The 15,346-nt window shown below is 63.1% G+C and carries 14 protein-coding genes; 7 read left to right on the top strand and 7 right to left on the bottom strand.

Annotation, left to right across the window (positions count from 1 at the left end):
- From AAGD32_16910 to AAGD32_16900, 3 genes are all read right to left on the bottom strand, one after another.
- A partial coding sequence (locus AAGD32_16910; GenBank protein MEM8875930.1) for a hypothetical protein occupies positions 1-187 on the bottom strand: 187 nt, incomplete at its 3' end.
- Positions 188-192: 5 nt separating this feature from the next.
- On the bottom strand, positions 193-564 hold the full coding sequence (locus AAGD32_16905; GenBank protein MEM8875929.1) for a hypothetical protein: 372 nt from the start codon (positions 562-564) through the stop codon (positions 193-195).
- A gap of 9 nt (positions 565-573) precedes the next feature.
- A complete protein-coding gene (locus tag AAGD32_16900; protein ID MEM8875928.1) occupies positions 574-1,596 on the bottom strand; it encodes a MoxR family ATPase in 1,023 nt (340 codons plus the stop codon).
- Positions 1,597-1,786: 190 nt separating this feature from the next.
- Here AAGD32_16900 and AAGD32_16895 point away from each other — a divergent pair, with 190 nt between their 5' ends.
- A complete protein-coding gene (locus AAGD32_16895; protein MEM8875927.1) occupies positions 1,787-2,329 on the top strand; it encodes a hypothetical protein in 543 nt (180 codons plus the stop codon).
- Between the two features lie 9 nt (positions 2,330-2,338).
- Here the strand turns inward: AAGD32_16895 and AAGD32_16890 are convergent, their stop codons facing one another.
- From AAGD32_16890 to AAGD32_16880, 3 genes are all read right to left on the bottom strand, one after another.
- On the bottom strand, positions 2,339-3,250 hold the full coding sequence (locus AAGD32_16890; GenBank protein ID MEM8875926.1) for a phytanoyl-CoA dioxygenase family protein: 912 nt from the start codon (positions 3,248-3,250) through the stop codon (positions 2,339-2,341).
- A gap of 119 nt (positions 3,251-3,369) precedes the next feature.
- Positions 3,370-6,492 carry a hypothetical protein gene (locus tag AAGD32_16885; GenBank protein MEM8875925.1) on the bottom strand — a complete coding sequence of 1,041 codons (3,123 nt, stop codon included), beginning with the start codon at positions 6,490-6,492 and terminating at the stop codon, positions 3,370-3,372.
- A 60-nt stretch (positions 6,493-6,552) separates the two neighbouring features.
- Positions 6,553-7,827, bottom strand: a complete 1,275-nt coding sequence (locus AAGD32_16880; protein MEM8875924.1) for a nucleoside transporter C-terminal domain-containing protein — start codon at positions 7,825-7,827, stop codon at positions 6,553-6,555.
- A 67-nt stretch (positions 7,828-7,894) separates the two neighbouring features.
- Here AAGD32_16880 and AAGD32_16875 point away from each other — a divergent pair, with 67 nt between their 5' ends.
- From AAGD32_16875 to AAGD32_16855, 5 genes are all read left to right on the top strand, one after another.
- The gene (locus AAGD32_16875) at positions 7,895-8,620 is read left to right on the top strand and encodes a hypothetical protein (protein MEM8875923.1); all 726 of its coding nucleotides are present in this window, start codon (positions 7,895-7,897) and stop codon (positions 8,618-8,620) included.
- Complete coding sequence (locus AAGD32_16870) at positions 8,617-9,378, top strand: hypothetical protein (protein MEM8875922.1); 762 nt, start codon at positions 8,617-8,619, stop codon at positions 9,376-9,378. The genes AAGD32_16875 and AAGD32_16870 overlap by 4 nt, the downstream gene beginning before the upstream one ends.
- 9 nt (positions 9,379-9,387) lie before the next feature.
- Positions 9,388-10,779 (top strand): class II fumarate hydratase, encoded by a 1,392-nt coding sequence (locus AAGD32_16865; GenBank protein MEM8875921.1) that lies wholly within the window; start codon positions 9,388-9,390, stop codon positions 10,777-10,779.
- Positions 10,776-10,985: a hypothetical protein gene (locus AAGD32_16860; protein MEM8875920.1), complete on the top strand. Its 210-nt coding sequence runs from the start codon at positions 10,776-10,778 to the stop codon at positions 10,983-10,985. The genes AAGD32_16865 and AAGD32_16860 overlap by 4 nt, the downstream gene beginning before the upstream one ends.
- 163 nt (positions 10,986-11,148) lie before the next feature.
- Positions 11,149-12,456, top strand: coding sequence for a serine/threonine-protein kinase (locus tag AAGD32_16855; GenBank protein MEM8875919.1), 1,308 nt, complete (start codon positions 11,149-11,151; stop codon positions 12,454-12,456).
- A gap of 117 nt (positions 12,457-12,573) precedes the next feature.
- Here AAGD32_16855 and AAGD32_16850 read toward each other — a convergent pair whose 3' ends face one another.
- The gene (locus AAGD32_16850; GenBank protein ID MEM8875918.1) at positions 12,574-13,836 is read right to left on the bottom strand and encodes a type VI secretion protein ImpB; all 1,263 of its coding nucleotides are present in this window, start codon (positions 13,834-13,836) and stop codon (positions 12,574-12,576) included.
- A gap of 119 nt (positions 13,837-13,955) precedes the next feature.
- Between AAGD32_16850 and AAGD32_16845 the strand changes: the two genes are divergently transcribed.
- Complete coding sequence (locus AAGD32_16845; protein MEM8875917.1) at positions 13,956-15,320, top strand: mechanosensitive ion channel family protein; 1,365 nt, start codon at positions 13,956-13,958, stop codon at positions 15,318-15,320.
- The last annotated feature ends 26 nt before the right edge of the window (positions 15,321-15,346 follow it).

Here is a 15,346-nt window from a genome sequence, read left to right as displayed (position 1 = left end):
GGTGCTCGCCGGAATTGCGTTGCTCGGCGAGCACTTCGGCTTGCGCTTCGTCACGGCACGGAATGAACAGCAAACCGAGCTTGGCCGCCTGGGCGCCCATCTCCATCGCGGCGACATCGGCCACGGCGAACTCGCCCTTGCTGGTCACGACCACGAACGGGCCGGCGTCTTCGGGTACGTCGTACACGGGCATCACAGATTCCACATCAGGTAGATGATGATCACGACGCCGACCAGGAAGCTGATGGCGACGAAGCCGGCGGTGCGGAGGAACATCCCATCGGTTAGAGCCCGCTTGTCGCCTAGCTTGATCAGGTGATCCTCGGCGGCTTCGGCGGAACGGATGAACTTGCGGCGTTGTTCGATCTTCGTGTAGTCCGCGTCGTGGACGATCTTGTTTCGCACCGTCGCGACCACGCGGAGTTTCTTCACGATATCGGCCGGCAGCTTGTGCTCGACGTCGTCGGTCAACTCGTGCAGCCCCCCACCCCGGGCATCGCAATGCTTCCGAAGCAGCGACTCCAGCTTCTTCGAGTGGGAGATGGCGAGATCAATGTCGGACACGCCGCGAGTTTACGCCGCGACGGTGCCGAGGGATTCAGGGGTTTCGGCGGTGATCTGCTTGAGCACATCATCGGTGCTCACGCCCTCGGCTTCGCCCTCGAAGTTGAGCGCCACGCGGTGACGCATCGCGGGGATGGCGACGGCCTTGACATCGTCGGCGGCGACGTGGAAGCGACCATCAACGAGCGCCCGAACCTTTGCGGCAAGCGTGATCGCCTGAGCCGCGCGGGGCGATGCACCGACGTTGACGTACTGGTTCACCATCGGCGTCGCGAACTCGCCGCCGGGGTGCGTCGCCAGCACGCAACGGATCGCGAAGTCCTGTACATGTGGCGCGATCGCGACCTTGGTCACGAGCTTTTGATGTTCGAGGATTTTCGCCCCGTCGAGCACGGCCGAGAGTTGCGGCGTGATGCCCTTGGTCGTCCGATCGAGTATCTCGGCCAGCTCCTGGCGGTTGGAGTACTGCACCTGCAACTTGAAGAAGAAGCGGTCGAGCTGCGCTTCGGGCAGCGGATAAGTGCCCTCTTGTTCGAGCGGGTTCTGCGTGGCCATCACGAAGAACGGGCGTTCGAGCTTGCGGATGTCGCCGCCGGCAGTGACCTGTTTCTCCTGCATGGCCTCGAGCATGGCCGACTGCGTCTTGGGCGTGGCACGATTGATCTCGTCGGCGAGCACGATCTGGGCAAAGATCGGCCCCTCCATGAACTTGAACTCGCGGTGCCCCTCGTCGTTTTCCATGATGACGTTCGTCCCGATCACGTCGGCCGGCATGAGGTCCGGCGTGAACTGGATGCGGGTGAACTTCAGGTGCAGCGCCTCGGACAACGCACGAATCAACGCCGTCTTGCCAAGTCCGGGCACGCCTTCGAGCAACGCGTGACCGCCGCAGAACAGACACGTGAGCACGCCGTCGACGATCTCCGAGTGCCCGACGATCGCCTTGCCGATCTCGGCTTTGATGGCCAGGTAATCCTTGCGAAACGCATCGGTGAGTGCTTGAACGTCGGCGGGGGTTTGCTGTTCGGACATAATGAATCGGGGAAGTTATACTACGCACACGCGTGGACGCCACCCGTTGCAACAACAAGCTGCGACAAGAGCAGAATGACCATTGCCTTGACCACCCGATTTGTGACAATGACAGCAATGCGAAGCTGGGAGACGTGGTACCCAATCGCGTAGCCACCAACCGTCACATATCCAATCGACAGGAGATGTCATGAAAATTTTGATGATCACCTTGGCCGCGCTGCTTACGGCCGTTCTTGCAACGACGGCTCTTGCCATTGACGAAGCCGGAAAATCCGCACAGATCACCCTTGAGAAGCGTGTCGAGAACGGGCCATACAAGAACTCGGCCTATAGCTTCCGGCAAGAGACCCACGATGTTGCCATTCACAAGAACTACGTCGATCTACTGCTCAACCGCTGCGGTTTGATCCACATCAGCCCGGTGAGTGGCATGAGTAGCCGTGTGACCGACCTTGGAGAAATGCCGCTCGCAGCGTCTCCGGATGTGGCACCCGATAATGCCGACTGGCACACAGAATGGATCGAGCCTGTCATTGGGCATGTCTATCTCCAGCAGATAGAAGACGGCCCGCAGACAATGATCGTGAAGTACCACATCGATGAAGTCCACGAAGATGCGGTAAAGCTGACGTGGACCGTCATTCAACCTTTCCAAGGACCGGAGCGGGCACCTAACGCCGGTGCGGCCGGAACCAAAGGCCAGTGCGGCGGCCCACACGAAGACAAGTGATGCCCCGCTTCAGTTACAAATCCGCTCTTTTTGCCAGCGGATGCTTTCGTCCCAGAGCGACATGTGCAGATCGTGCTTCTGCCAGTAGTACTTCAGGTCGTCGCGCTCCCAGCCGGCGTAAATCTCGTCCCAGGTGAGCACCTGGCGATGCGGATCGAGGGATTGCTGTTCGATGTCGTCAGCGGCGTCCTGGTAGCGAAAGTCGCAAGAGAGGCGGATACGGTCGCCTAGTTGGTTGGGCAGGCCCTTGTGCACGGTGGTGCTGGGGAAGATCAAGACGTCGCCGAGTTTGAAGTCATGCTCGATCCAGGTGTTTTCCCCCGGACAGAGTTGGGTTTCAAGGCCGCCGGCACCTTCGGCACCACCGACGGCGATGATGCCCTTGCGATGGGACGCGGGCATCACCGACAGCCCGCCGAGTTCACGCGGGACATCGGTCAGCGGGAACCACGCGGTCCACGTCTGCACCGCTCCTTGGATGTGGATGTAATCCTGGTGTGGCGGCGTGGGCCGAGCGTTTTTGCCCGGCAAAAGAACACGAGCGATGTTCCGCGGGTGTGGCAAAACCGGGCCGGCGAAGAGTGTTTCGAAGACGTCGAGGATCGTCGGGTGATGGGCGATGCGGTGGAACAGTTCGAGCCGTTGGACGTCGGTATAGATCGGCTCGGTACACCCGGCGAAGAACGGCTCGGCCGAAACTTTCTCCGCGTCCGCGCGCGGCTCGTCATCGGTCGAATCCGCATGTAACAGCCCGTGCTTGTCGATGATCGAGATGATCTGTCGACGGAGTTCGACCAACGGCTCGGTCGGAATGCGTCCGGCGAAGAACAAGTAACCATCGGCCTCGCCCCGGGCACGCAAAGCCCCTGCGTCACCGAGAAGATACGTCGAATCCTCGTAGCCTTGCGTTACATCTGCCATGGGCACAGCTTACCTCGCGGACCCGGCCCTGCATCACGTCAGATGTGACCATCGCCACCCATTCTGTGCGATTGCCAGGGCCTACCGGACTTCGCGCGTTTCTTGCAAAAACCCAGCGTTCAACGCCCTTCCTGATCCTTCTTCATCTTCTCGCGCGCCCGGCGCTTGGCTTCCATGAGCGAAGCCATGCCGCCTTCGCCGGGCTTCTCGCGATCGGCTTTGGGCTTGGCGGCAGGGTTGTCCTTGGGAATCGGCTTGTCAGTCGCGCCGCCGATGACGCTGGTGAGATCGCCCTCGACACCGCCCCCGAACTCGCTCGCTTCGAACTTGCGCGTGGAGACCGGTTCCGGCTCCTTGCCTTCGCGGACGTTGCGGAGTGAGTCGAGCGATTGATTTTGCTCGGTACGGTGTTGCCGACTGCCGGCCATGAAGAAACTACGCGTCCGGTCGGCACCGGTCGCCATCGCGGTCTTGACCGTCAGGTAATCCAGCGCGATCCGCCGCACGGCCACGTCGAGCAACAGCAACGCAATGGCGACGGGGATGAGCAAGTCCCAGATCGGCGACGGGCTGGACGAAGGGCGCAAGCCGTCGCGCGTGAACAACGACACGCCAGCAGCATCGAAAGGCTCGAGTACTCGGCCACCGGTCCGCTCGGCGATCTCCAGCAGCTTGCCCATGTCCGTCGAGAGGTTGCGAAGCTCGGGCGCGCCGTTGACGGTGGTGCCCCCGCGGAGTCGGCCCTGATCCCCGTCGGGCGAGGTGTATTGCAGGCCGACGACGTAGTTCCCCTCGCCGCTGGCATCGAAGGAGCCTTCGTACTTGCCGGGGCCGACCTGTTGCAGGCGGACGGGTTGGCCTTGGCCGTCGGGGCCGGTGATCGAGCCGGCGACGGTGAGGAAGTCGCGGAAAGCGTTCTCGCGGTCGAAGGCCTCGACGACGATGGTGCCGCGGTTGCCCTCGATGGCGGTGCGAACGTCGAAGTCGGTCGACTCTCGCGGCCGACGCACGCCACGGACCATCTGGGCAAACAGCTTGTCATACAAAGGCGAGCCGACGACGTTGGTGCCCCACTGGTTGGACGCGTCGGACGTCCAGACGGCGGACTTGCCGAGACCGCTACGCCAGGTCGCCATGAGCGGGTCGTTCTCCTTGCCGAGCGTGAACGGCATCTCGACGAGCGGCGACTCCTTCTTGGTCGTGATGACGTAACCGAACACCGGCGGAATCTCCGCGAGCCCGGCGGTCATGTCGCTGGGCACGGGGTTGCGTTGCACCGGGATGCCGGTCGACGACTCTTGGATGAGCGAGCGCCGAACGACGGTCGCTTCCTTGACGAAGATCTGCGGCAGTTGGTTCGGGTTGGCGTTGATCGGTCCGTACGCGTTTCCACCGGTGAGCCGGGCCAGGTCGCGCATCAGCGGCGGGATACCGTTGCCGCCCGCCCCGCCGCCCATGCCGGGGTGCGGGTAAACCGTGACGGTGGAAATGCTGACCTTGTTGTCGACGTACTGCTGGAGCAGGCGTTGCGACGGGCCCGACGGATCACCATCGGAGATGATGATGACATGCTTCTGGCGAGCATCGAGATCGACCATGCCGGGGTTGGTGCCGTCCCCGTTCATGAAGATGTCGAGCGCGTCGTGGAACGCGGGGGCGTCGCCGTTCTGCATGCCCTTGATGGCGGCGATCACGCGGGAACCGTCGCCCTTTTGGGCAAACGGATAATCGAACTGGTTGCCGCCACCGTTGATCCCGCCCCAGTTGTAGCTGACCACGGCAACGTCATCGCGGGCGTTGAGCACTTCGACGGCTTTGATCGCGCACTGCTCGCCCCAATAGTTGCCGTCGGGCATCTCGACCGAGTGGATCAGCAGTCCGAGCGCCCCCTTGGGCAGTTCCCGTTTGGCGGGGACGTCCATGGAGATGGGCAGGACTTCTTCGAGCTTGGACCCGAGCCAGCCGCCGGCACCGAAGGTGTCGGGCCCGCCGATCATGACCAAGCCGCCGCCGGTCTCGTGGACGTAGTTGGCGAGGTTCAGCTGCTGCTGCTCGGACAAACCGCCGGGACCCCGGCGGACGTTGGCCAATACCACCGCGTCGTACGGCTCAAGCTCCAGCAACGTCGCGGGGAACTGCTCGGGGAGGACGCCCTTGACGTCGATCGCCTCACGCTGGAAAGCTTGGAAGAGTAGTTGGCCATCCGTTTCGCCGGTGCCATCAACGTAGAGAACGCGCCCCGAACCGGAGACGAGCGTGAAGCCGCTGGCGGCGTTGTTGCCCAGCAACGTGTCGGCCCCACGGCCCCTCCCGGCCAGTTCCCCAGCCAACGTGTCCGGCTCAAAGACCGCACGGAACTGATGCACCCCTTCCCCCGACATCGCCGGCACACGGACCGGCACGCGATTCCGCCCCGGCCGAAGCGTCACCCGCATCGCTTCCTGTCGCCCAGGGGTGTCCGGGTCCAGGTCCAACGCCCCGCTCTGGTGCCGAACCGTCAGGTTGCCCGACACGCTGATCGCGTTGGTGCTGCGGAGAATCACGTCGATGCTGAACGGCTCCTTCTCGTCCCGCAACGGCGGCGCGATCAGGTCCTCGACGACCACCTCGTTGTCAATGTCATACGGCAACGGCATCACGTCGATTGGCACGCCCTGACTCGCCGCCGCCTCGATCGCCGCGTCAAGATCGCCTTGTGTCGCGTTGCCGTCCCAGACCAGCAGCAGCCGGTGCATCGCGTCGCGGTTGAGACTGGCCAATGCGAGATTGATCCCGGCAGCCGCATCCGAACCGCTCCGCGGGTCACGCAGGCTCCGAGCACCCAGTTCGAACTGCGTGTTGGGCACCAGGTCGATGTACGCATCACGGTCGAAGCTGATCACGCCGACCCGGTCGTCGCCGATGCGGTTGATGTCATCGTCGAAGCGATTGCGGACCCACTGCTCCACCGCTTCGTCGACATCGCCACCACCGGCGATTTGCACCTGTTGTGCCGAGGCCGAGACGTCCCGGACGACGATCAGTTCGACCTTCTTGTTCGTGCGTTCCCAACGTGCCCCGCCGAGGATGAGCACGATCGTCGCGATCACCAGCAGCCGCAGCACGATCGCGGTCCACTTCCGTCCCGAGCCGAGTGCGTTAAGCGCCTTCCACCCCAACAACAACGTGACCCCAGCCCCGGCAAGGAAGATCAGCGCCGCCTGGAGCCAGGTCAGGTACTCGAGTTGCAACGGGAACGACATCGCTATGTCATCTTATACTGGACTTCAAGGTAAGTTGCTCATCGAAAGCGCAACTTGTTTTCAGATGAGCATCCCAACGACGCATGCCGTCATGAAGCTTGCGACGGTGCCGCCGATCATGGCAAGCAGACCGACCCGGCTCAGGTCGTGGCGACGCTCAGGGGCCAGGACGCTGATACCACCGATCTGGATGGCGATGGAGGCGATGTTGGCAAAGCCGCACAGGGCGTAGAGCGTGATGATCTTGCTGCGATCGGTCAGTTGTAGTGACTCATCCCGCAGCGCCCCGGCGAGCATGTCGTAGGCGATGAACTCGTTGAGCACGGTTTTGATGCCGATGTACTGCCCAACGTCGAAGGTCTGCCCCGCCTCGATGCCACACAGCCAGGCGACCGGGACGAAGGCGTAGCCGAGGATGGCCTCGAGCGTGACGCCCTCGTCGATCTGCCCGAGCAGCAGGTTCACCACTGCGACCAGCGCAGTGAACGTGATCAGCATCGCGCCGACGTTCAGGGCCAGATGCATGCCCTCGGTGGTCCCGCGTGCCGCGGCGTCGATGACGTTGGCGTCGAGCTTCTCGGCCTTGGCCTTGGCAGGGTCGGCCGTGGACGGCGTCTCGGTTTCAGGCACTAAAAGCTTCGCGACCGCCAGCCCCGCCGGTGCCGAGATCAACGACGCGGCGATCAGGTGCGACCCGGCGTCCGGGATCAGCCCGGTCAACATGCCGATGTACGCCGCCAACACCCCCGACGCGATGTTGGAGAACCCGCCGACCATGACCGCGTGCAGCTCCGACTTCGTCGCCGTCGGCAGATATGGCCGAACGAACAACGGCGCTTCGGTCTGCCCGACGAACACGTTCGCCGCCGCACTGAGCGTCTCCATCCCGCTCGTCCCCAGCGTCCGCCGCATCACCCACGCCAGGCCGGACACGATCAACTGCATCACGCCCAGGTGGTAGAAGATCGCCGTCAGTGCCGAGAAGAACAGGATCGTCGGCAACACGTTGAACGCGAAGAACGCCCCGTGGTCCACGACCGACCCGTCCGAACTCGGCAACGTAAACGTGGAGAGGTTCCCAAACACCGCCTTCGCCCCGGCCTGCGAACATTGCAACAACCCCTGGACGCCAAGGTTCAGCTTGTCGAACACCCACCGCCCCGGCTCGGTCCGCAACACCAGGAACGCCAGCAAAAACTGCAACGCCAACCCGCCCACCAACGGCCGCCACGCCAACCGATACGCCGTCTTCCGCCACCGCGCCATCCCCCACCCCAACAAGGCCACGAACCCCACGAACACGAAAAGCCCAAGCAGTGATTGCAGTTGCAGCACTGCGTCATCATCGAAACCGGCTCACACACCGCAACTCTGGTCGTTCCAAACGCCGACGCATTTCATCATGGCCGACCACCCGGCCAGTCGCGAAGCTCTGCCCATGGATGTCGATTACCGCAACCCTGAACACCTCACACGCGGCGGCAAGGACCGCATCGTCGGTCAGCTGCAGAAGCACGACACGATGGCAGCGGGAAGAACGATTCTCGTCCTCGTAGCCGGTGCTGCGTGGTGTGCAATCGTGGTCAGCGTCGTCGCAGGCGGCGTCGCGGCGTTACTCGGTCATTTCGAGGTCCGCGTGCCGTTCATTGCGATCTGGGGTGTGACAGCAACACTGGTGCTTCCGTGGGCGTTCTGGTACGAGAGTCGCACGGCCGGCCGGTTCTACGAGGATGGCGCCGCGGGCCTTCCCCAGGGCAGAGCAAACAGCTACGGCGAATGGGAGTTGCGCACCACCGAAGCCAGTTGGCTCGCCTACATCGAGCTCGCCCTGAGCGGCCCGCGCTGGATCATGCAAGGCCTGGGGCTGCGCAAAAAGCGTGACCAGGTAGACCGCGTCATCCTCAACCGCGCCGCCGACATTGTGCTTCAACTCCAGGACCTCGGAGAAGGCACATCGGTGAAGAAGCTAGCTCGGCCCGCCGACGAAGAGTCGGCCTTCCGCCGGGCAATGGACTACCTCGCCGACCATGACTGGGTGGGACGCAGTAAGGACCGCCGCCGCGTCTGGCTCACATCGCTTGCGGCGCAGCGGCTTGGCAATGCGGGACGTACAGTGCCCAGCCAATGAGTGACGAGCCGGACATTTTCGAGTTCAAGGACGACAGGCCGGACACGCCACCTACCGACCCTCCGAAGCGGGACATCCCCCCGCACAAGAAGCCCAAGGAGCCCGGCACCATCGACGTCGACCGCGTCCACACCGACCAGCGCGTCACCCAGCAGTACGAAGAGCTGCTCCGCAAACACGATGTGAACGTCTCCCGCAACCGCGGCAAGCAGTTACTCATGGGACTGCTCTGGTGTGCGTTGCCGGTGTTCGTGGTCGGGTCGTTGATCTATGTGTTGGTGCTGGTGCCGGTGTTCGACTTCAATCTGTTTTCGCCGTTCGTGTACAACGATTTTTCGTGCAGCGTGACGATGCTGCTTGTCGCGTTGGTGCTGGTGCCGGTGTTGTTCTGGCAGGAGGGCAAGCACGCCGATGCCGACCACATCACCCGGCCCGGCAGCGGCGTCCTCGCCAAGGCTCGCGAGCTGCTCACCCGCGGCCCGCGCCTGTTCCTCCAAGCCATCGGCAAGCGCGGCGAACGCCAACGCGACACCGCCGTGATCACCCGCGCCGCATCCCTGCTCGGCCAGCTCCACAACGCCGGCGTGGGCATCTCGCCCAAATCAATCGTCATCCCCGGCGAGGACATGGCGACCTTCGACGCCGCCGCCCACTACCTCGTCCGCGGCGGCTGGGCCGGGCGGAGTCAGGACGCGAGCAAGCTCTGGCTCAGCAGTGAGGCGAAACGCCGCATGGAGAAGAGCGTCAAAGTTCGCTAGCGTTCGTGCATGGCTGACACGCGTATCGAGAAAGACAGCATGGGCGAGATGCCCGTCCCCGCCGACGCGCTCTATGGGGCGAGCACCGCCCGGGCCGTCGACAACTTCCCCATCGCCCACCGCCCGGTCCCGCCGGCCGTCATCCACGCCTTCGGCCACCTCAAGGCCGCCTGCGCCGCCGCCAACAAGGACCTCGGCAAGCTCGACGCGACCCTCGCCGACGCGATCATCGCCGCCGCCGACGAGGTCGCCGCCGGCAAGCACGACGCCCACTTCCCCGTCGACGTCTACCAGACCGGCTCCGGCACCAGCACCAACATGAACGCCAACGAAGTCATCGCGACGTTGGCCAACAAGCAACTCGGCGCCGGCAAGGTCCACCCCAACGACCACGTCAACATGGGCCAATCGTCCAACGACACCTTCCCGACCGCGATGCATATCGCCGCGGTGCTGGCGTTGACCAACGACCTCGACCCCGCCCTCAAACGCCTGCACAAGACCCTCGCCGAAAAGGCCAAGGCGTGGGACGACATCGTCAAGATCGGCCGGACCCACCTCATGGACGCCACGCCCATCCGCATGGGCCAGGTCTTCGCCGGCTTCGCCTCGCAGGCCAAGCACAGCAGCGACCGACTCGTCGACGCCACCGGCGAGTGGCGCGCCACCATGCCCATCGGCGGCACCGCCGTCGGCACCGGCATCAACACCCACCCCGAGTTCGCCGCCAAGGTCTGCGCGACGCTCTCGGAACGCACCGGCGTCGAGTTCATGGAAGCGGGCAACCACGTCGAGGCCCAGGCCGCCAAAGACACGTTTGTCCTCGCGGCCGGCGTGCTCAAAACCGTCGCCGTCTCGCTCTCCAAGATCGCCAACGACATCCGCCACCTCGGCTCCGGGCCGCGCTGCGGGATCGGCGAGCTCATCCTCCCGGCCATCCAGCCCGGCTCCTCGATCATGCCCGGCAAGGTCAACCCCGTTATCTGCGAGTCGGTCATGCAGGTCTGCTGCCGCGTCATCGGCAACGACGCCACCGTCACCACCGCCGCCCTCGGCGGCGTCGGCTCCATCTTCGAACTCAACGTCGCCATGCCCGTCATGATCGACGCCTTCCTCGAATCGGTCACCCTCCTGACCAACGTCAGCCACGTCTTCGTCGACAAGCTCCTCGACGGCCTCGAGGTCAACGAAGCCCGCTGCCGCGAACTGCTCGAAGCCAGCCTCATGACCATCACCGCCCTGGCCCCCGAAATCGGCTACGACAAGTGCAGCGCCCTCGCCAAGCAAGCCCACGCCGAAGGCAAGACCATCAAGCAACTCGTCAGTGAGCAAAACCTCATGCCGCAGGAACGGCTCGACGAACTGATGAACTACGACGCGATGACAAGGCCCGGCGCATGAGCGAGAAACCCCAGCTCACCCCGACCGGTTTGTTCATCGTCGTCGCCTGCGTGGCGGCCATGGTCGCCGCCGCCAGCGTCATCCGCTTCGCCGTCGGCGGCGAAGGGTTGCTTTGGAGCATGGGCGTCGGAGCCATCGGCGGCGCCCTAGGGGGCGGCATCGGCTTCGCCATCACGTCGGCACTCGGAATGAACAAGCCGCGATGAGCAGCTACCAAGCAACTCGTCAGCGAGCAAAACCTCATGCCACAGGAGCGGCTGGACGAGCTGATGAACTACGACGCGATGACAAGGCCGGGGCGATAGCCAAGAGTCGATAGTCGCAGGGCGGAAACGTTGACCAATTCCGACCTTAAACCTAACATGCTCCATGAAAAATCGACTAGTCGAAGTGGGCAAGCTCGGCAGCGGCGGATTTGGCGAGGTCTGCATTGTCGTCCGCGACAGAGATCCAGAGCAACGATTTGCAAGAAAGACCCTAAAAACGGCTGGCTTGAGCCCACAGGAATCTGAAGAGGCGAGCGCTAGATTCAAAAGAGAGGTGTTGATTCTTGCAAGTCTTGACCATCCAAATATCGTTCCGGTTCTCGGGCGGCGACTAAAGAACGCTCCGCTGTACTACTTGATGCCAGTGTACGAGCGTTCACTTCGGAGTGAGATCGCCGCTATCTGCGGAGACATCAAGCGAACTAGACGTATTTTTGATCAAGTTCTCGACGCACTTGCCTACGCACACTCACAGAACATCATCCATCGAGATCTCAAGCCAGAAAACGTGCTACTGCAGGGCAGTGATCAAGTCGTTGTAAGTGATTTCGGCTTAGGGCGGATCATCGACGCAGAATCAACCCGTCAGACCCAAACCGGCTTCCCTATGGGAACACCATACTACATGGCGCCTGAACAACTGGCAGACGCAAAATCTGCGGACCATCGGTGCGACGTCTTCGCACTTGGCCGTTTGCTTTACGAGCTGCTCGGTGGCAACGTTATGGCGCCGATTCAAAGCTTCCGCAATCTCCCAAGTGGTTTCGAGACACTCATTAAGAAATGTACTTCCGAAGAACCTGATGAACGCTTTTCCAGTGTCAGTGACTTGAAGCGAGCATGGAAATCCATCTTTGATATCGGCATACGGCGTGACGAGAAGGGGGAAGGAGAGGACCTGTCAAAGGAGCTTGCAGTAGGGAATTCCTCACCTGAACATGTTGAACGGTGGCTTGACCTGCTCGCATCACATCGGGACGACCCCGACTGGATACACCAATGCTTAATGCAAGTGAACCCCAACAACTTTGCCGGTTTACCCTCTCCGCAACTCGATCAGCTTCGGGATATTACTGCCACTGCAGGTGAGTATGTCAAGGAAGTCGGCTGGCCTTTCGACTATACGGACAAAATTGCGATCCAGTACAAGCAGTTTGCGAAGAATGTAGACGATGGCGAACTAACCGCAACCTTGATTGACGCTCTGATAGAAGTCGGCGCTTCGCATAACCGATTTTTCGTCATGCAGACAGTCGGAGAGCTGCTTCAGATTTGCTGCGATCCAGAATGCGTACTCATGATGGAGAGCTCACTAACACAAACCTCGAAGATGAGACGGCAGAAGATTGCACCATATATCAATATGGCCGCAATTGACCCGAAGCTTCAAACTCACTTCTCTGATGGTTGACGCCGGCTGCCACTGCATTCTTGCAGTGGTGGGGGTCGCCGTGGGTTCGGCCACTGCAAAAATGCAGTGGCACCCAGAGGCCGATACGCATGATCATGGATGCCTGTATCCCCCATCTCACATCGGCACGCAATCCCGCGGCATCCGGCCGAACGCGATTTTGTCTTCCATGACGTAGCTGCCGACTTCGTGCATCGAGGCGGGGTGGACGGTGTGGGCGCCGTACTTTTCGTTGATGCGGTCGAGGGCGGCGGCGAGTTGGCGTTGGGCGGTGTCGGGGGCGAAGAGATTGCCGGTGGTGGCGTGGAGCGGCGTGAGTTGGCCGACGTCGACGCCGACCTTGCGGGGTGAGAAGCCGCCGGCTTCGAAGGTGCAGGGCCGGCGTTGCCAGAGCACCTCGAACGCACGGAGCAGCCCGAGCGTGTCCTGCACGCCGGTCAGCGGATAGTCGTCGGCCCACGCCGGGCCGTCGTGGTAGGAGGACGTGGCGGTTCCGCTCGGCAGGAGCACGGCGTGGGCACGGATGCGGTTGGCGGCGTAGCCGTTCATCCGCAGGCGAACGCCGAGCTTGCAGATGAGCCGCACCATGATCGCGTGGGCCCCCTCGTCGTTGCGGTACTGCGGCGGCAGGACATGGGCGTGGCTCATGCTGTGGGTGTGCGTCGGCGGCTCGACCGGGTCCTCGCCATGGAAGCCCATCCAAAAGTGCACGCCCTGCACCGAGCTCCAGATGCGTCGGCAATCGTCCTCGGTGAGTGCCCAGAGTTTGCCGATGGTGTCGACGCCGGCGAGACGGAGGCGTTTGTCCATGCCAGGGCCGATGCCGGGGATGTCGCGGAGGGCCATGGTCGACAGCGCCGCCGGCATGCGGTCGACGTCGAGCACGGTCAGGCCGTTGGGCTTCTTGAGTTCGCACGCCGTCTTGGCCAGCAGGCGCGACGGGGCGACGCCGATCGAGCACGGCAAGGCCCCGCCGAAGTCGGCGGCGATCTGTTGCTGAACCCGCGCGGCCAACGCCCGTGCCTCGGCCGGCTCGCGCTCCTTGCCCAGCAGGCGAATCGACCACTCGTCGATCGAGTAGCGCTTGGTGATGGGGACGTGCTTCTTGATGCTCTCGACGACGGCTTCGTGGATTTCGATGTAGCGCGACGGGCGGGCCTTGATGAGTCGGATGTCCGGGCAGAGTTGCCGTGCCTCGGCGGCGCGCACGCCCATGCCGACGCCGCGTGCCTTGGCCTCGTAGCTCGCGGCGATGACCGCCCCGCTGCCGCCGACGATGATGGGGCAGACGCCGACGGGTTTGCCGCGCAGGCGGGGGTCGTCGTACTGCTCGCACGAGGCGAAGAAGCTGTTCATGTCGAGAAACATCCAACGCAGCATGGGCTTTTCCTTTCCGGTAACCGGCACCCGACCGAATACCGAACAAAAACCTACCGCGCCGATCGTGGGCTGCAAGGGCAAAAGTGGGAATCGACAAGCGGGCCGGTTACAACGCGGCCATGCGCTGGGTGATCCTGTTGCTGTTTCTGGTCGCGGCCTCCCCGAACACCGCGACGCCGACCGTCCCCGCCAACGGCGACGAGCCCGCGCTCGAGTCGTCCGAGCAGACCGTCAAGGTCACCGGCGAAACCAACGACGCGAAGATCGCCCAGCGGCTACGGGAGATTTACGAGGCGTCGGAGCGGTACCAGGGGCTGACCGTGGACGTGCGGGACGGGATCGTGTTTCTCGAAGGCGAGGCCGGCACGGACGAGTACAAGGCTTGGGCGTCGGAGCTGGCGCGTAAGACCGAGGACGTGGTCGCGGTGGTGAACAACATGTCGGTGACCCCGGCGCCGGTGTTGGAGACGGAGACGATTTCGCGCGAGGTGGCCGATCTTTGGAAGGGGTTCTTGCGATCGTTGCCGCTGATCGGCATCGGGCTGCTGGTGCTGATCGCGTGCATCCTGCTGGCGGGGATCATCGGGCGGCTGTTGACGTTGCCGCTCAAGCAGCTGACCGACTCGACGCTGCTGCGGGGCGTGGTGCGCAAGCTCGTGGCGGTGCTGGTGATCCTCGGCGGGCTGTACCTGTTCCTGCGCATTACCGGGCTGACCAACATCGCGCTGACCGTCGTCTCCGGCACCGGCATCATCGGCCTGGTCATTGGCTTCGCGTTCCGCGACATCGCTGAGAACTTCCTCGCGTCCATCCTCATCTCCGTCCAAACCCCCTTTCAGATCGGCGACGTCATTGAGGTCACCGGCTACACCGGCGTCGTCCAGAAGGTCACCATGCGCGGCACCGTGCTGGTCGACTTCGACGGCAACCACATCCAGATTGCCAACGCGACCATTTACAAGTCGACGATCAAGAACTTCACCGCCAACCCGAAGCTGCGGCTCACGTTTGTCGTCGGCATCGGCTACGACGCCTCGGTCAAGCTCGCCCAAGACGCGGCGCTGAAGGTGCTGCAGCATCACTCGGCCGTGCTCGACGACCCGGAGCCGACGGTGCTCGCGGACAATCTTGGATCGTCCACGATCAACATGAAGGTCTACTTCTGGATCGACGGCTCCAAGCACAGCGGGCTCAAGATCAAGTCGTCGATGATCCGCCTGGTGGTGCGGGCCCTGGAGAACGCGGGGATCAGCATGCCCGACGACGCGCGCGAGATCATCTTCCCCGACGGCGTGCCGGTGCGGCAGGTGGAGGAGCAGACCAAGCCAACCGTGCCCTCGACGCCGGCGACGATCATCGATACGGCCGAGGAAGTCACCGCCGGCGAAGGCGATCTCGACAGCGACGTCGACGACATCCGCAAGCAGGCTCAAGAGTCGCGCGATCCGGAGGAGGGGCGGGACATCTTGGCGGAGAGCAAGTGACCCATTTTGCGGCCGCGGCGCAGCCG

It is taken from the genome of Planctomycetota bacterium (assembly GCA_039182125.1).
Lineage (GTDB): Bacteria > Planctomycetota > Phycisphaerae > Tepidisphaerales > Tepidisphaeraceae > JBCDCH01.
The sequence above is the reverse complement of the archived record's forward strand: the minus strand, read 5'-3'. Positions and strand labels throughout refer to the sequence as shown.